Origin of the sequence: Microcoleus sp. CAWBG58 (genome assembly GCF_020883045.1) — a bacterium.
Taxonomy (GTDB): Bacteria; Cyanobacteriota; Cyanobacteriia; order Cyanobacteriales; family Microcoleaceae; genus Microcoleus.
Window position 1 is genome coordinate 1 of record NZ_JAHRFA010000107.1, and the last position, 20,478, is coordinate 20,478.

At 46.0% G+C, this 20,478-nt stretch carries 25 protein-coding genes; 10 read left to right on the plus strand and 15 right to left on the minus strand.

Annotated elements, in window-relative coordinates; genetic code table 11:
• Positions 1 to 142: 142 nt before the first annotated feature.
• Together QZ918_RS29595 and QZ918_RS29600 are read left to right on the plus strand one after the other, a co-directional pair.
• Entirely contained in the window at positions 143 to 1,501 is a 1,359-nt protein-coding gene (locus QZ918_RS29595) for an RNA-guided endonuclease InsQ/TnpB family protein (protein WP_293341793.1), read from the plus strand.
• Positions 1,494 to 2,015, plus strand: coding sequence for a GrpB family protein (locus QZ918_RS29600; RefSeq protein ID WP_293341796.1), 522 nt, complete (start codon positions 1,494 to 1,496; stop codon positions 2,013 to 2,015). The genes QZ918_RS29595 and QZ918_RS29600 overlap by 8 nt, the downstream gene beginning before the upstream one ends.
• Positions 2,016 to 2,080: 65 nt before the next feature.
• Here QZ918_RS29600 and QZ918_RS29605 read toward each other — a convergent pair whose 3' ends face one another.
• From QZ918_RS29605 to plsX, 8 genes are all read right to left on the minus strand, one after another.
• On the minus strand, positions 2,081 to 2,719 hold the full coding sequence (locus QZ918_RS29605) for a lysophospholipid acyltransferase family protein (RefSeq protein ID WP_293157428.1): 639 nt from the start codon (positions 2,717 to 2,719) through the stop codon (positions 2,081 to 2,083).
• Between the two features lie 176 nt (positions 2,720 to 2,895).
• Entirely contained in the window at positions 2,896 to 3,843 is a 948-nt protein-coding gene (locus QZ918_RS29610) for a phosphate ABC transporter substrate-binding protein (RefSeq protein WP_293157425.1), read from the minus strand.
• A 9-nt stretch (positions 3,844 to 3,852) separates the two neighbouring features.
• Positions 3,853 to 4,566, minus strand: a complete 714-nt coding sequence (locus QZ918_RS29615; protein ID WP_293341799.1) for a PspA/IM30 family protein — start codon at positions 4,564 to 4,566, stop codon at positions 3,853 to 3,855.
• Positions 4,567 to 4,810: 244 nt separating this feature from the next.
• Positions 4,811 to 5,692: an ACP S-malonyltransferase gene (gene fabD, locus QZ918_RS29620; RefSeq protein WP_293157419.1), complete on the minus strand. Its 882-nt coding sequence runs from the start codon at positions 5,690 to 5,692 to the stop codon at positions 4,811 to 4,813.
• 184 nt (positions 5,693 to 5,876) lie between these two features.
• The gene (locus tag QZ918_RS29625) at positions 5,877 to 6,017 is read right to left on the minus strand and encodes a hypothetical protein (RefSeq protein WP_293341802.1); all 141 of its coding nucleotides are present in this window, start codon (positions 6,015 to 6,017) and stop codon (positions 5,877 to 5,879) included.
• 189 nt (positions 6,018 to 6,206) lie between these two features.
• The gene (locus tag QZ918_RS29630) at positions 6,207 to 7,223 is read right to left on the minus strand and encodes a beta-ketoacyl-ACP synthase III (protein WP_293341805.1); all 1,017 of its coding nucleotides are present in this window, start codon (positions 7,221 to 7,223) and stop codon (positions 6,207 to 6,209) included.
• Between the two features lie 220 nt (positions 7,224 to 7,443).
• The gene (locus tag QZ918_RS29635; RefSeq protein ID WP_293341807.1) at positions 7,444 to 7,575 is read right to left on the minus strand and encodes a hypothetical protein; all 132 of its coding nucleotides are present in this window, start codon (positions 7,573 to 7,575) and stop codon (positions 7,444 to 7,446) included.
• 65 nt (positions 7,576 to 7,640) lie between these two features.
• Positions 7,641 to 8,693, minus strand: coding sequence for a phosphate acyltransferase PlsX (gene plsX, locus QZ918_RS29640; RefSeq protein WP_293341810.1), 1,053 nt, complete (start codon positions 8,691 to 8,693; stop codon positions 7,641 to 7,643).
• Positions 8,694 to 8,811: 118 nt separating this feature from the next.
• Here plsX and QZ918_RS29645 point away from each other — a divergent pair, with 118 nt between their 5' ends.
• Both QZ918_RS29645 and QZ918_RS29650 read left to right on the plus strand, forming a co-directional pair.
• A complete protein-coding gene (locus QZ918_RS29645; protein ID WP_293341813.1) occupies positions 8,812 to 9,027 on the plus strand; it encodes a hypothetical protein in 216 nt (71 codons plus the stop codon).
• Between the two features lie 247 nt (positions 9,028 to 9,274).
• Complete coding sequence (locus QZ918_RS29650) at positions 9,275 to 10,609, plus strand: D-alanyl-D-alanine carboxypeptidase (RefSeq protein ID WP_293341816.1); 1,335 nt, start codon at positions 9,275 to 9,277, stop codon at positions 10,607 to 10,609.
• A 2-nt stretch (positions 10,610 to 10,611) separates the two neighbouring features.
• On the opposite strand, the gene QZ918_RS29655 is transcribed toward QZ918_RS29650, so the two are convergent.
• The gene (locus QZ918_RS29655) at positions 10,612 to 10,779 is read right to left on the minus strand and encodes a hypothetical protein (protein ID WP_293341819.1); all 168 of its coding nucleotides are present in this window, start codon (positions 10,777 to 10,779) and stop codon (positions 10,612 to 10,614) included.
• 59 nt (positions 10,780 to 10,838) lie between these two features.
• Here QZ918_RS29655 and rpsP point away from each other — a divergent pair, with 59 nt between their 5' ends.
• The 5 genes from rpsP to QZ918_RS29680 all read left to right on the plus strand — a co-directional run bounded on the left by rpsP (position 10,839) and on the right by QZ918_RS29680 (position 14,410).
• Positions 10,839 to 11,123: a 30S ribosomal protein S16 gene (rpsP, locus tag QZ918_RS29660; protein WP_293157400.1), complete on the plus strand. Its 285-nt coding sequence runs from the start codon at positions 10,839 to 10,841 to the stop codon at positions 11,121 to 11,123.
• Positions 11,095 to 11,595, plus strand: coding sequence for a KH domain-containing protein (locus QZ918_RS29665; protein ID WP_293157397.1), 501 nt, complete (start codon positions 11,095 to 11,097; stop codon positions 11,593 to 11,595). The genes rpsP and QZ918_RS29665 overlap by 29 nt, the downstream gene beginning before the upstream one ends.
• A 371-nt stretch (positions 11,596 to 11,966) precedes the next feature.
• Positions 11,967 to 12,920, plus strand: a complete 954-nt coding sequence (locus tag QZ918_RS29670) for a PhoH family protein (protein WP_293157394.1) — start codon at positions 11,967 to 11,969, stop codon at positions 12,918 to 12,920.
• 186 nt (positions 12,921 to 13,106) lie between these two features.
• Positions 13,107 to 13,511 (plus strand): ChuX/HutX family heme-like substrate-binding protein, encoded by a 405-nt coding sequence (locus QZ918_RS29675; protein ID WP_293157391.1) that lies wholly within the window; start codon positions 13,107 to 13,109, stop codon positions 13,509 to 13,511.
• Positions 13,512 to 13,630: 119 nt separating this feature from the next.
• Complete coding sequence (locus QZ918_RS29680) at positions 13,631 to 14,410, plus strand: DUF6816 family protein (RefSeq protein ID WP_293341827.1); 780 nt, start codon at positions 13,631 to 13,633, stop codon at positions 14,408 to 14,410.
• A gap of 1 nt (position 14,411) precedes the next feature.
• Here QZ918_RS29680 and QZ918_RS29685 read toward each other — a convergent pair whose 3' ends face one another.
• The 6 genes from QZ918_RS29685 to QZ918_RS29710 form a co-directional block, all read right to left on the minus strand.
• A complete protein-coding gene (locus QZ918_RS29685) occupies positions 14,412 to 15,137 on the minus strand; it encodes a DUF4276 family protein (RefSeq protein ID WP_293341830.1) in 726 nt (241 codons plus the stop codon).
• On the minus strand, positions 15,125 to 16,432 hold the full coding sequence (locus QZ918_RS29690; protein WP_293341833.1) for an AAA family ATPase: 1,308 nt from the start codon (positions 16,430 to 16,432) through the stop codon (positions 15,125 to 15,127). The genes QZ918_RS29685 and QZ918_RS29690 overlap by 13 nt, the downstream gene beginning before the upstream one ends.
• Before the next feature lie 108 nt (positions 16,433 to 16,540).
• On the minus strand, positions 16,541 to 17,794 hold the full coding sequence (gene fabF / locus QZ918_RS29695; RefSeq protein ID WP_293341836.1) for a beta-ketoacyl-ACP synthase II: 1,254 nt from the start codon (positions 17,792 to 17,794) through the stop codon (positions 16,541 to 16,543).
• A gap of 97 nt (positions 17,795 to 17,891) precedes the next feature.
• Positions 17,892 to 18,146, minus strand: a complete 255-nt coding sequence (gene acpP, locus QZ918_RS29700; RefSeq protein WP_194068168.1) for an acyl carrier protein — start codon at positions 18,144 to 18,146, stop codon at positions 17,892 to 17,894.
• Between the two features lie 213 nt (positions 18,147 to 18,359).
• Entirely contained in the window at positions 18,360 to 18,992 is a 633-nt protein-coding gene (locus QZ918_RS29705; RefSeq protein WP_293341839.1) for an SAM-dependent methyltransferase, read from the minus strand.
• 269 nt (positions 18,993 to 19,261) lie between these two features.
• The gene (locus QZ918_RS29710) at positions 19,262 to 19,876 is read right to left on the minus strand and encodes a hypothetical protein (RefSeq protein ID WP_293341842.1); all 615 of its coding nucleotides are present in this window, start codon (positions 19,874 to 19,876) and stop codon (positions 19,262 to 19,264) included.
• Positions 19,877 to 20,140: 264 nt separating this feature from the next.
• Between QZ918_RS29710 and QZ918_RS29715 the strand changes: the two genes are divergently transcribed.
• Positions 20,141 to 20,350: a hypothetical protein gene (locus QZ918_RS29715; RefSeq protein ID WP_293341845.1), complete on the plus strand. Its 210-nt coding sequence runs from the start codon at positions 20,141 to 20,143 to the stop codon at positions 20,348 to 20,350.
• Positions 20,351 to 20,478: the final 128 nt, after the last annotated feature.

Here is a 20,478-nt window from a genome sequence, read left to right on the forward strand (position 1 = left end):
TCAGAAAGAGTAAGATGGGTGTAGCTCATGGGGGTGTCCTTTTGTTGTGGTAAACATTAGACTATCCCTGTGAGTCCCCCTTGGTCAAACTCCTGGGTGTTGCACTTCAGATTTGAACTGGCGAATATTCAGGAAAACAGAGGTGAATAAAACAAAAAAGACAATGGGAGTTCAGCAAGTATTGCTATCTCCAACCAAAGAAGTTCAAGCATTGTTAGAGTATCTCTGTCAACAATCAGGTAAACTGTATAATAGTGGTGTTTATTTAGCTCGTCAGACTTTTTTCAAAACTGGAAAACTGTTAACTGGAAAGTTTGACTTATCTTTTGAGCAGTCAGTTACAAAATCAATGGTTGCTAAGTCGTTGCCATCAACGCCAATGCAGCAAACATTGATGTCAGTCACAGAAGCCTTGAAATCTTTTAAAGAATTAAGAGATTTATATATCAAAGGTCAATTGCATTTTAAGCCCAAGCCACCCGGATACCTGATAGGCTCTAAATTGTTCAAAGTAGCTTATCCTAATTCTGGAGGATTAAGACCCAAACTTGTTGATTATCAACTAAGATTTTCCTTGGGTTTAACGGTGAAGCGATGGCTTGGAGTTTCTGAATTCTTTCTACCTATGCCTTCAAATCTTGATTTTTCCAAGGTAAAAGAGTTTACGATTCTTCCTAAAAATGGCGTTTTTTACCTGGAGATGTCCTACGAGGTTGAGAAACAACAACATAGTCTGGACATTGATCAAGCATTATCAATTGATTTGGGAACTGCTGATAATCTAGCAGCCTGTGTCGATACATTAGGAAACTCTTTCTTAATTGATTCTCGTGCAATGAAGTCGATGAATCAATTGTGGAATAAAAAAGTAGCAACTAGAAAAGAAGGAAAACCAGAAGGTTATTGGGATAATTGGCTAGACCGTGTAACTCGCAAACGCAATCACCAAATGCGTGATGGTGTTAATAAATCTGCAAAGTTAATTGTCAACCATTGCTTAAAATACAGAATTGGCACACTGATAATTGGGTGGAATGAAGGTTTTAAGTCTAACAGTAATCTCGGCAAAGTGAACAATCAAAAGTTTGTTCAAATGCCTTTAGGTAAACTGAAAAATAGGTTAAAAGAACTGTGCGATTTGCAGGGTGTCAGATTTGTTGAAACTGAAGAAGCATATACATCGAAATCTAGTTTTTTGGATGGGGACTCCCTGCCTAAGTATGGTGAAAAACCAACTGGGTGGAAAGCATCTGGAAAACGGATTAAACGTGGACTCTATCAGTCAAATAATGGAAGCATTGTGAATGCAGATCTAAATGGTGCTGCCAATATTTTGAGAAAAGTAGCCAGTAAGTTAGGTGTAAACCTTGACCAACTGGGTAGACGGTCTTTGACGACCGTAGCGAGAGTTAGACTTTGGGTAACACCCAAGCTTACTTTGTCCGCAGAATCTCAGCGTATGAAAGACCTGAGAGTGTCAATTCTAAGTTTGTATGGATGAAATAGTCATCGTCGAGTACGATCCGCACTGGCCGCTGCTTTTTCAACAAGAATCTGCACGCATACGCAAGGTTTTAGACCAAAATATCATCACTCGCATCGAGCATTTTGGGAGCACGGCAGTACCGGGTTTAGCTGCAAAACCGATCGTTGATTTATTAATAGGTGTACGTTCGCTTGCAGAAGCAAAGCAAGTTGCTGTTTCTGGGTTAGAAACGTTAGGCTATGCTTATTGGTTTGACAATCCCGATCCTCAACGGATGTTTTTTGTCAAAGGTTTACCGCCAAACAGTCCCCGCACTCATCACGTCCACATGGTTGAGCCAGACAGCTTGCAGTGGGAGCGTTTGCTTTTTCAAGACTATCTCTGCAAGCATGCCGACGAAGCAGTGCGTTATGCACAATTGAAACGCCAGCTTGCTCAACGCTTTTCGACAAACCGGGAAGCATACACAAGCGGCAAAGCAGAGTATATAGAGTCTGTTATGCAAAAAGCGCGATCGCAAGCCAGTTAACAAGTAGATATTTTTTGGAGATATCTCTTGAACATCCAAATTGCGGATGGAGATTTTTTATACTGTTAGCGACCCAAATCGTGCATCGCATTAATCTCAGTTGCACATCTTTGAGTCAGCGCTTCCAATTCCGCGCGATCCGACGAAGCGGGCGCCTCAATTAGCTTGCCAATTCGCACCGTCAGCGGCACCGGACGCGGCACTATCGAACCTTTGGACGCGATCGCGTCAGTTCCCCACAAACTAACAGGTAACAGCGGTGCTTTTGCCTTAGCAGCTATCAGCGCAGCCCCCAATTTCGGGTCAGTAATTCTACCGTCTGGCGTCCGAGTTCCCTGCAAAAATACACCCGTAGCCCATCCATTTTCTAAGGACTGGATAGCCGAGCGAATTGCACTGCGATCGGCACTTTCTCGCTTCACTGGATAGGCACCATAAAGCGTAATTGCCTGTTTCAAAATAGGAACTTTAAATAACTCTTCCTTTGCCATAAATGCCACCGGCCGCCTCATGGAACTAGATAAAATCGGCGGGTCAAAATCGCTGGCATGATTGCTGACTACCACAAAGGGGCCTTCTGCTGGCACATTTTCTGCACCGTAGATGCGCCCCCGAAAGTAAAGGTGCAGCATCGGGCTGACAATTGACCACTTGAATAAATAGTAAAGAAGTAAACTTTCGACTGGTTCGCGACTTTTGCTCACGGAAAACCTGAGATTTTAAATTACATCGAATATTAGCCTATCAGATGATTCGGCGGTTGAAACCGCTTCTACAAAAACAAAGCCCGCGCAACGCGAGGCTGAAGAATATAGTCCGCGGAGGCGGACTTTGTTTGTGTAGCGCCAGACTTCAGTCTGGCGAATTCTTTTGCCAACCTTCAATTTCCGGCCAGCATCGCTTTTTGTCCTTCAGGCGAAGTCGCGTAACCCAAGAAATCCTTAACCGCTTGGCTGGGGGGATTTTTGTAAGCGTAGTACAACTGGCGCTGATAGCGATAATTGGGGGCTTCCGGCGTCGTAGCGTCTACGGGGACAACTCGCACCGTTTTCTGATTGACAACTTGAGCGAAAGTGGCATAGCCGATGCCGTTGTTGCCTAAAGCTTGCAGCAGCGGAGTTGTCGCATCTCGATCGAGCGTACTAAAATTTGGCCCAGTACCAAAACTACCGCCTCCGAGCACTTGTTCTTTAAAAGTTTGGTGAGTTCCGCTAATTTCGGGCCTGTTAATTACCTTAATCTGGCCTGCTGGCCCACCGACTTTCGACCAGTCTTGAGTAGTTCCCTTAAAGATATCTTGCACTTGAGCAGCAGTTAAGCCTCCCTGAAACGGGTTGTTAGTGCCGACTACGATCGCAATTCTATCTAAAGCAACGGGCACTGCTGCCAAACCCTTAGCTTGGTCTTGAGCATTCAAAGGGGTCGATATCGCGGCAATATCGGCTGTTCCCGCCACCAAATCCTGAATTCCTTTTGCAGAACCATTTGCTTTGGCATCGACTGTAGTGCCGGGAAACTTGGCTTGAAAGCCGTTCTTGAGGTTGAGATTGATTGTCACCATGCTGGTAGAACCGTCAATTCTCACCGCCGTGCCCGCAGGTACGGCAACTGGTAGTGCAAAGGAACTAGCAGCAACAGGCGATGCTGTACCGGCGACAGGCGCGACGGGAGGCAGATTGGCTCCACTACTGCCTGCGGGAGCGGGAGTGGGTGTATTATTAGCATCCTGTGCCGCTGGTTTGTTCAGAAAAAAGAACCAACCACCACCGGCGAGCAGCAGAAATAACAAAATAAAAACTATGGGCGGAGGCCCGCTACTCTTAGCCATAAATTCTCCTTAGTTGGGAAGTTGTTTATCGTCGGAATCGTCTAACATTTGCAGCCTGCGACTGACTTCATCATCTTCGGTCATGTTTTCTAATTCTGCCTGAAGTCTTTCTTGGGGGTTTTCAGATATTTCTGCTAAAGCTTGCTGTTCGAGGTTATGCTTTTCGACGGCATTTTTGGCTTGTTCAAATTGCGATCGAGCTGAATCAATATTAAGATCGTTGTTGACTTTGGATATGGCGCCGAGAGCTTCGTTAATCTCTGCCATATCTTTCATGTTTTGCATATCGGTTTTGTAGGCTTCCAGCTTCGTGCGCTCTCGATTCAGCTTGTCTTTGGAAGCGTTCACAAACTGTTCGGCTTGTTTTACTGCATCTTCGTACTGCGGCAGGATTTTTTCTATCTGAATTACCTTAGATATGGCTAAGCGGGCTGCTTCTTCGTTGCCGTTACGGTTGGCTGTCTTGGCTTGGCGCTCTAAAGTTTGCATCTCTCTAACTTTTTCTTCATATTTTGTTTTGGTGCGCTGGTAGGCTGCAACTTGTTTAGAAACTGCTTCTGCGAGCTTTTGGACGGACTCTTGCATCGATCGCAGCGACTCTTCGGCCACCGCCACCGACACCTTACCGCCAGATTCTACGGGTATTCCCCAGAGCCAGTTCCACGTCCCGACGATCGTTCTACCTGCCTTTTCGCCCATCAGCCAGTAAAGGACTTTTTTCATAAAAAATACTAGATAAGCTTGGTTTTTACGCCTAGTGTACATCAAAAATTTGCCGATAGACCTCAAGGGCGATCGATATATAGATTATTTTTAATCGCGATTTTTAGCTGTTTGGATTGTCGAGCGGCAATTTGCACAACAGGTCATCGTAAAATTTTCCTGTTGTGCTATTTATTTTTCGGCAATTGTACGGCCAATTAACTCTATTTTACAGCCTACAGCTTAAGCATCGGTTAACAATAGATTAAGCTGGCAAATCTGCAAAACTGCTGACATTTACCAGCGCTAAATTGGGACAAGTCCGTTTGATCAAACCTGTGAGAACTTTGCCAGGGCCAATTTCCACGACGCGATCGATTCCTTGTTGTGGCAATTGCAGGGAGATTTCTCGCCAGCGCACGCCTTTAGTCATTTGATAATTCAACCGCTGTTTTAAAGTAGCTGCGCTAGTAGTCGCTGTCGGTTCTGAGTTGGAAAGTACCAGCATTTTAGCATCAGAAAACCTTGCCGACTTTAACGCTAGTTGAAAGTCTGCGGCCACTGATGCCATCAGGGGAGAGTGAAACGCACCGGAAACATTCAATTTAACCGCGCGTTTGACTTTTATTTTGGCTAGCAAATCTTCCACTGCTGCCGGCGTGCCAGAAATCACCACTTGTGCTTCGCTGTTGTCGTTGGCGAGCACCACATCTCGGCTGTATTGAATTTGCAGTTCTAATTCCTGCCTGTCGAAGCCGATCAACGCTACCATTTGCCCGCCGGAGGCAGTCTCCATCAGTTCGGCGCGGCGTTTGACTAAGCGCAATCCCGTTTCAAAATCAAAGACGCCTGCTGCGTACAGGGCAACATATTCTCCTAAACTGTGACCGGCAACTACTGCGGGTCGATCGCTCTTTTCTCGCATTAAGTCAGCCAAAATGCTTTCTACTACGAACAAGCAAGGCTGAGTGTAGAGAGTCTGAGATAGTTTTGCTTCTTCTTTTTGGCAAACTTCAGGGACAGACCAGCCTAAAATTTCTTTAGCCAGCTCAAATTTAGCTTTGGCTGCTGGCAAGTTTAATAAGTCTGCACCCATCCCGATCGCCTGGGAACCTTGTCCGGGAAATACCCATGCTGTTTTAGTCATTTTTCCGGTAATCTGCTAATTGGTGGTTGCTAAGAAAGTGATTGCAAAAATTCTTTGTTTCCCGCTTCTGAGTTCGCTGGCTGGTCTCCGCTATCTTTCGGTTCACGAACTATCTACTCGCGACTCACAATTATAACATATAACTGTGCTTTTTGGAGGTTTATATTTTTTTTGCTACTTTAATTCAGATCGATCGCCGTAGCACAATTTTTAACCTTCTAGCTGGGGAAAGTCGATCGAAAAATAGAGGATTTTCCCGATCGGGAGGCGATCGCCAATCAATCCTGTCCGACTGGTGCACCCTCGCGCACCTTACCCTATACATGGCGTATTAAAGGATTTTTTTTTCAAGGGTTGAACTTCCAACAATTATCGGAGGAAGTTTACAGTCGAGGAAATATCACGCCTGAGAATTGGGTCTCAAGCCTCCCCGTTTAGGGGAAATCAAACAAAATGATTCATTGCTCCAATCCTCTTTTATCAACGGCTATGGGTAGCTGTCAACTGTCAATTGTCAACTGTCAACTGATGAACTTCCCCATTGAAAAATCGCCGCCCCCCAGCTCAAACCTGCACCGAAACCAGCCGCAGCAATTGTGTCGCCAGATTTAACTTTACCCAGACGCACCGATTCGTCTAAGGCAAGCGGAATTGAAGCTGCTGAGGTATTGCCGTAATTTGCTAAATTGCTGATTACTTTTTCCGGGGGAATCTTGAGCCTTTGGGCAACTGCATCGAGAATCCGTTGATTGGCTTGGTGCAACAGCAGCCAGTCAATTTTTTCGGCGCTGATATTTGCCCGAAACATCGCTTTTTCTATGACTTCCGGCACTTTCTTGACGGCAAAGCGATAGATTTCTTGACCGTTCATGGCGATCGGCTCAAATCCACCTTGTCCGATATTCACGCCCTCAATTAATGATTTTGACTCGGCTTTGTAGGCTAAAGTGAGAGACGAATTTTGCGTGCCGTCGCTGCGAATTTCAAATCCCAAAAATCGATCGACCTCTGAAGCCTGCAATACCACCGCACCTGCACCGTCTCCAAATAAAATGCAAGTACCCCGATCTGACCAATTCACCCAGCGAGATAAAATATCTGCTCCGATCAGCAAAACATTTTGATAAACCCCTGTCCGAATGAATTGCGAGGCTGTAACTAAACCAAACACAAATCCCGAACAAGCTGCTGTCAAATCGAAAGCCACAGCTTTTGTAGCGCCCAACTGATATTGAATTTTGCCGGCAGTGCCGAACAAATCGTCAGGGCTTGATGTGGCCAAAATAATCAAATCGATATCTGTCGGCGAAATTTCTGCCATGGCGATCGCCCTGCGGGATGCCTCCGATGCCAAATCGCACAAAGAAGTGCGATCGTCCGCCAGCCTGCGCGATCGAATGCCCGTTCGCGCCGCAATCCACTCGTCAGACGTTTCTACAATCTGACTCAAACCGTTATTATCTAGCGAAACCTGCGGTGTACAAGAGCCGCTACCCGTGACGGCAATGCCGAACCCTGATTGCTGCAACATTCCTCTCCATTTATGAGCGATAAATCGAGAAATTAAAAATTAAAAAATTAAAATTAAAATTATTTTTAAACTTCTGAAATTACTTTGTTTTTAAGCAAAACCGTTGGTTTAAATCGGCATTTTTAATTTGACATTTTTAATTCTTAATTCCTTATAACGGTTTTCAACTGCTGTGAGGTAAGATCGAGCGCAATTCGCAATTCCCTTATATAAAAAGGAATCACGAACGCCCGCGAACTCTATGCCCAAGATCGTCTAATGCTAGGAAAGGCGAGACTGCTTCTAATTTACAAGAAAGAATTGGTTGAAAGCCGGAACCCTTTGAGGGAGAAATTAAAATCAGACTATTCATTACTCCAACCCTCTGACCTATAGGTAGAAGTGGCTCTCAAACTGTCAACTGTCAACTGTCAATTGTCAACTGTTGAAAGCTTCTTGTTCCACAGCGCTTTCGCGATTGGACGATCTAATTCGCTCCAGCACTTGGTTGTCAATAGCCCCTTTTGCCAAACGAATGGCATTAAAAATCGAGGCAGCTTGAGACGAACCGTGGCTGATAATGCAAACTCCAGCAACGCCCAACAGCAAACCGCCACCATGTTCAACGTGGTCTACCCGCTGCTTGAACCCCTTGAGGCTGTCTTGCAACATAGGATCGTTAATTTGATGTTGGAGCCCTTTGACCAACTCTTCCTTGAGCACCTGGACTACGACTTCGCCGACTGCTTCGGCAAACTTCAACAACACGTTGCCGACAAACCCGTCGCAGACAATCACGTCAAAGTTCCCCGACAGTACGTCGCGGCCTTCGGCATTGCCTACAAAAGGAATGTTGGGATTGTCCACCAATAACTGGTGAGTTCGCACCGCAGCGTCGTTGCCTTTAGAAGGTTCTTCGCCAATGTTTAGCAGGCCGATTTTTGGTTCGGCGACGCCCAGCACGCACTGGCTGTAAATAGTTCCCATCAGAGCAAACTGCTCCAAAAATTTGGGGCGGCAGTCCACATTAGCGCCGACATCGAGAATGAGTACAGAGGTACCCGGTACCATTGTCGGCAAAACCGCACCGATCGCGGGGCGATCGATTCCAGGTAGTCGCCCCAACCTCAGTAGGGCAGCCGCCATTGCCGCACCGGAGTGACCGGCGGACACCACAGCATCAGCCTGCTGCTGCTTCACCAAGTTCATGGCTACGTTAATCGAAGCTTTGGGCTTGCGTTTGAGGGCACTTAGAGGTTCTTCGTGCATTTCCACCGTTCCTTCTGAAGGAACGATTTCTAGCTGACCTGTAGAGACGCGGCCGATCGCGTCTTGAAGACGTAGCGAGTCTTCTATTTGCTGCGGGTCGCCCACCAGCAAAATCTCTACGCCTAATTCTTCTTGTGCCTTAAGCGCTCCAGCTACAACTTCGGCGGGGGCATGATCCCCACCCATAGCGTCTATTGCAATTCTTGCGCGTGTCGATCCCATTGACCAATGTTTGAGAAACACTAAAAATTCTACCAGGAAGTCAGCCGATTTTCGTATTGGAGCATTGGAGATTGAGTTACAGCCTTAAATCTGGGATCGGCAACTTGGGTCTAAAATTTTGGGAGCATCCACGAATGGCGTCGGGGCGTTGTACCCGTTTCTTGCGGATCGTGAGCCTGCATCCAGAAGTGCCAATAAATCGCTAAAATCTGCTCCTGCTCGATCGGACGATCGCTATTTCTGCATACAGAAGTGCGAATCGATCGCTAAAATCTGCTCGCGCTCGATCGGACGATCGCTATTTCTGCATCCACAAGTGCAGATCGATCGTTAAAATCTGCTCGCGCTCGATCGGACGATCGCTATTTCGCACTACTCTGATAGAATTTGTCGCGACTTCACTGCCAATTGAAAAACTCAACCGAATAGTTTACATGACCCGCCCAACAACGGGTACTTGCTTTCTCAGGCTCGTCGGGAACCCCAAAATTTTAGGCCTAGTTCAAGCTCCCAGATTGAAGTGTGGAGTAATTCTCAAATCTAAAATCTCAAATCGATTGACTGACTATCAGGAGTAAAAAATGCTGGATTTATTTAGCTCAGGAATCATGTCTCTGTGGCTGGACATGGCTGGGGTACGCAGTGCCGCGCCCAATGCTGTGTCGCTACTGGCTTGGCGGGGAGGGATACCCGGCTTAGTGGTGGCCGAAGAGCTGGCTTTTGGAGGAGTAGATGCAGCAAATCGAGACTTGCCGACATCCGCCGCAGTGGAGGAATATTTAAAAGATTTGAAGGCAAAAAATCTGATAGAGGGCAATCAGGGAGTTTGGGTACAAGCCGGAATGGTGCCGCTGGTAAGTCAGCAGGGAAAGGTACTGATGCCAGGGGCTTCGCTGACTAAGATTGCAACTTCTCTAGCTTCGCTGGAAACTTGGGGCACCGAGCATCAGTTTGAAACACGGTTCCGGGGAACCGGGCCGATTAGGAATCGGGTGTTGCAAGGAGATTTGGTTGTCAGTGGTGGCGGCGATCCGTTGTTTGTGTGGCAAGAGGCGATCGCCGTTGGTAATGCTCTCAATCAAATGGGTATCGATCGCGTGGCGGGTAACTTAGTCGTAACAGGCAATTTCCGCATGAATTACCAGTCGGATCCTTTGGCTGCGGGGGAGGGTCTGCGGCAGGCTCTCGATGGGCGCAGTTGGCCTTCTGACGTGCTGGCAATATATTCTAAGATGGCTCCGAGAACGAGAAAGCCGCAAGTAACGATCGCCGGTATGGTGATTGCTGAAAAATTTGTGAGATCGGGACAATTGCTGCTAAAACGCCGATCGCTCCCTTTACCCGAAATTCTCAAGCAGATGAACGTCCACAGCGACAATGAAATCGCCCAAATACTGGCAGACAATTTGGGCGGGCACAAAATAGTCCAGCAGCAAGCGACTTGGGCGGCGGGGGTGCCGGCGGCGGAACTTCAATTAATTAACGGTTCGGGATTGGGAGTGGAAAATCGGATGTCTCCGAGGGCTGCTTGCGGGATGATGCAGGCGATCGCGCGCAACCTTCAGACTACGGGGCTGACTGTTGCTGACTTGTTTCCGGTGTCCGGGCGCGATCTAGGAACTTTGGAATACCGGCATATTCCGCCGTCGGCTGTAGTGAAAACAGGTACCTTAGATACCGTGATAGCTTTAGCTGGAGCGATACCCACGCGCGATCGGGGTTTAGTTTGGTTTGCAATTATTAATCGCGGCACCGATTGGGACTCTTTGAGAGCGCAGCAAGATATATTTCTGCAAAAATTGGTGAAGCAGTGGGGTACTGCACCGGCCCTGCCGCTAGCAATTACACCGCACATTGACGGCGCTAAACCAGCTTTGGGGGCAGCAAATCGCAGCGATATTTTGCTCGGAGGTTAACGTCAGTTGAGAGTTGACAGTTGACAGTTGACAGTTGGCAGATTCATGCTTTTAGGCCCGATGCCCGATGCCCTGGGAAGGCCGATGCTCGATGCCCTGGGAAGGCCGATGCCCGATGCCCTGGGAAGGCCGATGCCCGATGCCCTGGGAAGGCCGATGCCCCACAGCATAATATGAGATTTCGCGCATAGAATATGTCACAATTGGGATAGGACTATTGTGCAAGAAGATGATCAAACTGCGATTGAAGAGATACGGGAAAAAACGCGAGACCAGCTACCGGATTGTAGCGATGAACAGCTCTACCCGCCGCGACGGCCGTCCCCTAGAAGAACTCGGCTTCTACAACCCCAGAAATAATGAAACCAGGCTGGATGTTCCAGCGATTGTCAAGCGCCTGCAAGAAGGCGCTCAGCCAACTGACACCGTGCGTGACATCCTGAGAAAAGCGAATGTATTTGAACAAGTCGGAGCCGGAGCCAACGTTGAATCCAGCACAGCAGCAGTCAGCTAGTCCCAACTATGCTGGACTGGTTAAGTTTTTAATTGGGTCTTTTTTAGAGTCGCCCGGCTCTTTGCGAGTTGATTGCGAACTGCACCCGCGCCAATCCCGGGTCTGGGTTCGGCTCGCTTTTGAAGATCCCGATAAAGGGCGGGTTTACGGTAGGGGCGGACGCAATATTCAGGCAATCAGAACTACCCTCGAAGCGGTGGCGCAAACGGCGGGCCAGTCGCTGTACTTAGATATATACGATGGCGAAGCAGGCGATCGCAACTCCGGGCTACCTAGGGGCGATCGCGATCGTCCGGATCGCGATCGTCCGGATCGCGATCGTCCGGATCGCGGTAGGCGCGATGGGGGAGACTTCCGACCTCGGAGTGGGCCTCCGTCGCCGACTCCCTTACCTAGCAGAACCCCGAGAGAACAACCTCGCCGTACTAACACACCTACGTTTAGAACGAGCAGAAATACTCCCGGTTATTAACTGCTGAATGAGAGACAATTTTAGATTTTAGATTGCCTGTTGTAGACTTTGTGTTACAAACCCTATTTGATTTGAGATTCCCAGTTTTGCGATCGGACAAAAATGTAAAATTTTAAATCTAAAATCTCAGCGGGATCGGGTAAATCTAAAATCTAAAATCTAAAATCTAAAATCTAAAATCTAAAATCTAAAGTTGCCTGACTTCAAAGAAGGGAGATTTGATTTGTGCCTCAAGCACCAAACTCATTTGCGATTTAAACAGAAAAGACGCCTGAGATACTAGGTAAAATCTAGTACCGGGCGTCTTTTTGTTCGTAAAACAAAGCTGATTGTTAACTTTTAATTGCTTACTTGGAGGAGCTCATGCTGGCATGACTGAAAAACTAACAATAGAGTTACCGAGCAATCAAAGCGCTATGTCGCTGGCTGGCAATCAAGAAGAAAACTTGAAAATTATCTCTAAGCAAACCGGCGCCAACCTCGTAATGCGAGGGCAAGAACTGCTGATTTCCGGCACAAAAACTCAAGTAGAATTGTGTCATAAATTAGTGCGATCGCTCTCCGACTATTGGAAATCCGGCAAAACCATCACCGGAGTAGAAATCCAAACAGCGCGCTACGCATTGGATACCAACCGCCAAGAAGATTTGCAAGACTTGCAACGAGACGTACTCGCCAAAACCCGCCGCGGCGAAGAAATAAGAGCCAAAACCTTCAAACAGCGGCAGTACGTCCAAGCAGTACGCACCCACGACTTAACATTTTGCATCGGCCCCGCTGGTACTGGAAAAACATTTCTAGCAGCTATTTTCGCAGTGCAAGCACTGTTAAGCAAGCAGTACGAACGACTGATTTTAACCAGGCCCGCCGTAGAAGCAGGCGAAAAATTAGGATTTTTGCCAGGAGATTTGCAGCAAAAAGTCGATCCCTATTTGCGCCCGCTTTACGATGCCCTCCAAGAAATAATCGACCCCGAAAAAATGGCCGATTTAATGGAAAGAGGCTTGATCGAAGTAGCTCCTTTAGCTTATATGCGAGGGCGTACTCTCAGCAATGCTTTCGTAATTTTAGACGAAGCTCAAAATACAACACCTGCTCAGATGAAAATGGTGTTGACTCGTCTGGGATTTCGATCGAAAATGGTAGTAACGGGCGATATCACTCAAACAGATTTGCCACCAAACCAACAGTCGGGACTGTCAGTTGCTCAAAAAATTCTGGGTAACGTTGAAGGCATTGCTTTCTGTGAATTCAATCAGTCAGATGTGGTGAGACACCCGCTAGTACAGCGGATTGTCGCTGCTTACGAATTGCACGAAAAATAGTCAGTTGACAGTAGTCAGTTGACAGTTGACAGTTGTAGGGGCAGTGCCCCCGGGAGAGCCCTCTTAGTTGACAGTTGACAGTTGACAGTTGACAGTTGTCATTGGTTGTTATTGGTTACTGGTTCTAATTTCCAATGCCCTAATGCCCAATGCCCCATGCCCAATTCCCAATTCCCAAATTAAATTATGCCTAACCTGAAAGAATTCTTAGAAGCTTGCGAAAAATTGGGAACGCTGCGTTTAATCGTGACTAGCAGCGCCGCTGTACTGGAAGTGCGCGGTTCAATTCACAAGCTGTTTTATGCAGAGTTGCCCAAGGGAAAATATGCAAATATGCACGCCGAAATATTTGAGTTCCATCTAAATATGGACAAAATTAAACAAGTGAAATTTGAGACTGGCGAGGCAAAAAGAGGCAATTTTACAACTTATGCAATTCGTTTTCTGGACGAGCAAAATGATGCTGCGTTGAGCGCGTTTTTGCAGTGGGGAAAACCTGGTGAATACGAACCAGGACAGGTGGAAAACTGGCACGAATTGAAGGAAAAATACGGGGAGGTTTGGGAACCTACACCAGTTGAGGCAATTTAAAACCAACAGACAAAAAAGGTTCGTAGTGAGGACTTCAGTCCGCAAAAAGAAGGACTGAAGTCCTCACTACGAACGAATTAGAGAAAAATATAAAGTTAGCTGTGTGAATGTAATTTGGTATGAAGGTAATTTGGGGTTTTTGTCTGGTTTTACTGGTGTTGCTGTGGGGTGGCGGTGCGAGGGCGGGGGTTTTGGGCGATCGCATTTCCAGTTTTCCCAATTCGGATAGCAAGCCTCCCATCGCCGTAGCTAAGGGAGATTTAGTGTATCCAGACTGGATGGCAGGAAGTTGGAATGTTGCCAGCACTTTAATAGATTTAGCATCTCCTTTAGCCCCAAATATTGTCACGCCTGGATTTGAAAAAAACCGCCAGTATTTGCAGCAGCCAGTATTGTTTAAAGTTCGATTTCAACCTGAAAAAAATATTGGCTTAATTTCTAATTATATATCTAAAAAAGCTCCTAAAATTGTAGCCGATCGCAATTTTAACGGTTTAAACATCGCCAAAGCCTATTTAGGCAACGGTGGCGTACTTTCGGTGAAAGTCGATCCGAACAATCCCAACCGTCAGATTACCATACTCAAGGGCGATCGCCAACTGATCTCGATTGTCACCAGTCGCGGCACAGAAACGCCGAATCCTCGGGAGTTTGTATCTACAGAAATTTCTCAGCAGGTGTTTCGGGGCGAGACTGATATTTATTTAAATGAGGTGGAAACAACCACGGCTTATCGAGTTGTTGGAGATGGGGAAAATAGCGATTCTGCGAGTCAAAAAATTGAAGCCGATCAGGTGACAGCGATTTATTTGTCGCCGCAAGACCCGGATTATTTTGCTGCTGGGGGGCATCCTGTGGCTTTGTACCGCTATCGGTTGGAGTTGTTACCGGGAGAATAGGCTAAGAAGAACGACAAAAATTATTGAGATAGTTATAGAGTTCGCGAAATAACGGACATTTTTTCTGGACTTCATTCGGATCGATTGCCATCAATAGTAAAGGAGTATGATCTCCTTTAGAAAAGCGTTCTTTATCGAGATTACTCTCATGTTCAACAATTGTTGAAGCAATTAATACATCTGATAGCTTTTCTCGGCAGCTATCTTTATCAGAATCATATTCACTAAATGATTCTGGACTATCAAAAGGCACTTTTATTTTTGTACTCAGCCACCAACGCATCCGTTCATGTCTTTTGCCTCGAAAATCTGAATTTTTAGCTATTGAATTATTCCAATCAGCAATAATCCAAGCTTCGATTTCCGGCGCGGCAAACCCAACAAATTTTTCGATGTCAGCACATTCTGGTATTTTTGATAACTCTGTCAATATTTTTGATTTTTGGATCTGAGAATCGCGACAATCCAAATCATCGAAAACTAAAATCAAGTCGCATTTATTTGGTTCTGCTTTTAAGGCAATGGGCAATTCTTGCTTGATTTGTTCAATTAAACTTTTACCTGTTCTGCCATAACTACCTGCCTGATTAGCTCTAGGGCCAGGTTTTTGACGGGCTGGCGTTTTTCGTATAAATATACACCCAGGAAAAGTTTTTTCTAAAAAAGGAAAGAATCCTCTAACCTCAGCCTGACCGCCACCAGAGAAAACCCACACTACCACGGCCATCCTCCAATACTAGGATCGCCAACACGATATAAGTCACCTAATTCCCATCCCTCTTCAAGTTTTGGCTCCAGCAGTTCTTTTGAAAGAGATTTGACTGAGAAATGGGTTCTATTTTCGGGATAAAAACAAAGAACGTTCTCTAAACGATCGGTAAAGTGATCTAAAAGGTCGGGGCTATGGGTGGTAATAATTATCTGAGTTTTTGTCGCAGCTTTTTTAATCCACTCAGCTAAAATTGGCATCCACGATACGTGCAATCCTAATTCCGGTTCATCAATGACTATCAAAGAAGGAAGCAGTGGAGAATGTAAGATAGTTGCCCAACAAAGCATCCTTACTGTTCCATCTGACATTTCATTAAGGTAAAATGCTTCTTTGATACCTTCAAAATGCCATTCTACAGTGAGAGATAAGCGACCAGAACGTACAGGTCTAAGGCGACGAGTTTTTGGTAATATCGATTTCATCGCCTCGTTCAGGCTATCTTCAAAGTCGATATTGTGGCTTAAATTCTCCAAAACTAAGGGCAGATTATCTCCAGATGCAGATAGGTAAATATCACTTCCACCTATTTTAGGCTCTACGGTTCTAATTAAATTCAAATTCATGTTATTGGCATTATAAAATTGCCATTTTGAAATTAATTCAATTAATTTTCTTCTAATTTTGTAAACAGGTCGTGTATCTTCTGGGGGAAATTGACTATTTTCAAGGAGTATAGGAATTGTCAATAAACCCAAAGAATTTGTAGGAATGTTATCTAAAAGTTGAACCTGAGTTGACTCTTGACCGGGAGAATTGTTAACATATAAAAAGCCTTGCCCTAATTCTCTTTCATGTAATTCATAGTAATAGAAAGGTTGCTTGCTGGAAGAAGTTTCCTGCAAATCTTCTCCGCCATACAGATATTCTTCAGAGAGGCTCGCCCTTACTTTTTGTCGATCGATATAAAGTTTGAAATCAAGAATTGCGCTGTCTTTTTGAGGATTACCAGTTTGGTTAATTTGCGAAAAACAGTAGGCAATACTGACTTTTGCTGGACTTTCAACATTGACATCTAAGATTTTATCGCCACCAAATTTAGAAATAGCATCCTCAAAACTACTCACGCCCCGATTTTCATCGGGCATAGCAATTAGGCAATCTTTTAAAAATTTTAAACAACTAATGAAATTGCTTTTGCCTGAACCGTTTGAGCCGATAAATATATTAAGGTTGTTTAAATTTACAGATGGATCTAGGTGTAAATTCTTATAATTCTTGGTTGTCAGAAATCGAATAATTGGTTGATTCATACGATCGCTCCGGTTATACTTCAGAAAGTTAGGGCAGGCAAGATGCCTACCCTACAAAGGTGAAAAATTGATTTTTCACCTTTTAACTCTCGACTTTCAAATTGTCCGTTACTGCACAAACTTCTTGAAAGCCAGCGTCACGTTGTGGCCACCGAATCCAAAGGAATTAGACAGCGCCACGTCAACTTTTAGATCGCGACTGGTATGGGGAATGTAATCTAAATCGCACTCAGGATCGGGATTTTCTAGATTGATTGTCGGCGGGACTTTATCGTTGGCGATCGCCATTACAGTTGCCACCGCCTCAATTCCCCCAGAACCGCCCAAAAGATGGCCGGTCATGGACTTGGTAGAACTAATTGCTACTTTGTAAGCGCTTTCTCCCAAAACCTTCTTAATTGCCTTCGTTTCCGTAGAATCGTTAGGAAGCGTGCTCGTGCCGTGAGCGTTGATATAGCTCACTCGATCCGGCGTCAAACCAGCATCCTTGAGCGCTAAAGCGATCGCCCGCGATGCACCTTCGCCCCCCGGTACTGGGGATGTCATGTGATACGCATCGCAGGTTAAACCGTAGCCGACGATTTCTGCGTAAATTCTGGCCCCTCGTGCCAAAGCGTGTTCCATTTCTTCTAAAAGCAGAATACCAGCACCTTCGCCGACGACAAAACCATCACGATCGCGATCGAACGGACGGCAAGCATGAGTCGGGTCATCATTGCGAGTCGAAAGCGCCCTCGCCGCAGCAAAACCCGCCACACACAAAGGAGTTACCGCCGCTTCGGTACCGCCGCAAATCATGGCTTGGGCATAACCGCCCTGAACTAGGCGAAACGCATCGCCCACCGCGTTTGAGCCGGCAGCGCAGGCTGTCACCGTGCAAGAGTTCGGCCCCTTGGCGCCCGTTTGAATCGCCGTCAGGCCTGCGGCCATATTCGCAATCATCATGGGAATCATAAACGGGCTGCATCGATCGGGGCCGCGAGTCAAATAGATCTCTTGTTGGTCTTCTAAAACCTTCAGGCCACCAATGCCGGTGCCAAGAATGACACCCACCTGTTCTGCGTTCAGGTCGTTAATCTCAAACTTCGCATCAGCCAGAGCTTGTTTGCTCGCTGATACCCCAAATTGAGCAAAGCGATCCATCCGCTTTGCTTCCTTGCGCTCTAAATACTCGTGAGGGTCGTAACCCTTCACCTCTCCAGCAATCCGGCAGTCGTGCCGCGACGCATCGAACAAGGTGATCGGGCCGATGCCATTCTTCCCGGCCAGCAACCCGTCCCAATATTCAGACAAGGTATTGCCGATCGGTGTAATCGCGCCGAGACCCGTGATAACAACGCGCTTACGCTCTAAATTTGTCATGATTTCAGTTTCAAAAAATTAAACACCCAGAACGCAGAACAAAAGAGGAGTTGTTAGTTTTTTAACTTCTCTCCTCTTAGGGGAAAAGACAGGTATTTTATGCTTTTGGAGCTGCAAGTTTGCTGCTGATGAAATCTACAGAAGCTTGAACCGTAGTAATTGCTTCGGCTGCTTCGTCGGGAATTTCAATATCAAACTCTTCTTCCAAGGCCATGACCAGCTCTACTGTATCTAGGGAATCTGCTCCTAAATCGTTAGCAAAGTTGGCTTCTGGCTTGACTTCGCTGGGATCGACTTCTAGTTGATCGGCCACAATTTTCTTGACTCTAGCAAAAATGTCGTCTTGGCTCATAAAAAACTCCAGTAAGTATAAAAACCCTGTGTCTTCAGACTAGGCTGACACACGGCATTGGTTGCTGCGTATCTGATCTTATCCGAAAGGGGGATCTTCGGGAGAAAGGCTTGCCGCTTTTCTAACTGACCCTCTGTGTAGGGAGTGGGCCGTTACATCGATCGGTCACTTGGAGCAATTGGTCGATCGCTTTATCCCTTACGCTGCTTTACCCTACGTTGCCCGCAGAACATAGAAAGTATAGCCATAGAAATTGCTGAATGTCTCGAATACTGCCATCTCCTCTTCGGTTTCATGAATAACTGATTGAGTAGCTGGGGTAATTTCGATCTGCTTCATTCGATCGCGTAGAGGATTGTAGTAATTCATCCACCAAGCACTACTAGGCAATCTGTGGGTGGAAAGCACACTGAAGCCAGCTCGATCGGCACGAGAAATATTTTCAACCTCGGTGCCCATCATCGGATAGACTTTTTGCCAATAGGCGATCGCAGGCTCTGGGACTCGATCGGTAAACCAACTCAACTCTGAGACAACGGCGATACCATTATTTGCCAGCAAGGGTCGCCAGAGTCGAAGGGCGCGTTCAAATCCGAGGTTATATGCAGCGCCCTCAGACCAAAGAAGGTCAACCGAGGCAACTGGCCGATCGAGTTTAGCCATGTCACCATGAATCGGAATGATGAGAGACTCAAGACCAGCCTGCTTGGCGCGGACGGTGAGTTCTTCAATAAAAACGGACGAAGAATCCACCGCCATGACAGTGCATTGGTAGTGTTCAGCCAGCAGCAACGCGCCAGCGCCGTTTCCACAACCAAGGTCGGCGATTCGCGGCTTTGGTGGCAAAGAAGGAAGATTGCACAATATGTTGCGTGTGAAGTCTGCATCACCAGGCCCTTTACGGTCGAGGCCGCGGTGTAGGTTGATCGGGGTAGTAATGCGATCGGCTTGATTATCCATAATTCATGCTGAATTTTCGATCGGTCTAATTGCCAGAGGCTGGTTAGATTTTGTTATTCTGCTCCACATTTATGACTGCATCGCCCGATCGCAATCGGAATGCGTTGGGCTTGATGATGGCGTTCCAATTCCGCGTTTTCTTGCAGTTTGAATTGTTAGCCCATTGACTCTTCCTTCAACAACACTTGCCCCATCCACACTGACCACACCATACTCAACAACAACACAATTATTCCTAGAGGTGGCACCAGACTGAGAACCCCCATTCCTAAGCCCAGATAACACAAGGAATTGGGTAGCTGCTGGCTCTTGAGTGCAGTCCAACTCACCAACAAAAACCACAAACCATCTAGACTGATTGCCGCCACTGCTAGAATACCAATCATGCTATGGAGATGGCTACCAGATAATGCTGATTGGTCATATGTAGAAGCCTGGGAAATCGCATACAAACTGAGAGTAGCATTACCAACCAAGCACAAAACAGAGAGAAAGCCAAACCCAGTTGCAACTGAGAGCAAGGCTGAAGCGTCACGCCCTAAATAGTTTGCTAGCGCCAAAATCAGCACACTGGAAATTACCGCAGAGACTAACTTTAAGCCATCTTCGATCAGCAACGGTGCAGGGTTGTGGATTGCTAAGTCTATTAATTTATTCGGATCGGCGATCGCCGAAAATCCAATTAAAAAAATTACTGTAGCCAATGTTGCCATCACCACAATGATATTGATGAATGCCGCGATGCCACCCAGTTTTTGAAGGTGAGTCACAACTTTAATCCTAATTTTTAAAGTACCTTGCTTCAATACTTCGGACAGTTTTAGATCTAATCGAGTATCTCAACCCTTGATGGCTATAGGGATGGGTATTTTTTCAATCTTTGAGTAAGCGCCCGCTCGTTTCAAAAAAACATTAAAAATGCCAGGGCTTACGCTGTAAGGCTTACAGAGTAGTTAAAAAACTGTCCGAAGTATTGAATAAGTGTAAAATAGTTAAAATCAATAAAAGCGTCAAAAAAGTCGAGAAAAAGAGCCATGACCCCTGAAGAACTAGAACGGTTGGAATCCTGTGCGGCAGAAATTGCTAAAATTTGGTATAACAATACACCCCCAAGTGAACTGACCAGTCTGGAAAATATGGAAAAACATCTCAGGCAACAATGGCTTGAAACATTGGGCCCACAAATCGGTTTTTTTTTATCAAAGAAGCAACAGGAACACAACAAGGACGACCCCGCACAGTAAAAAGCTGTATAGGTGAACTAAGAATTACTGAAAAACAGGCCGAAAAATTAGAGGTCAAGAAATCTACTCGATTATCTCCATTATTTGAAAAATGCTGTTTGCGTCAAATAGCTAATGTTTCCTACTTC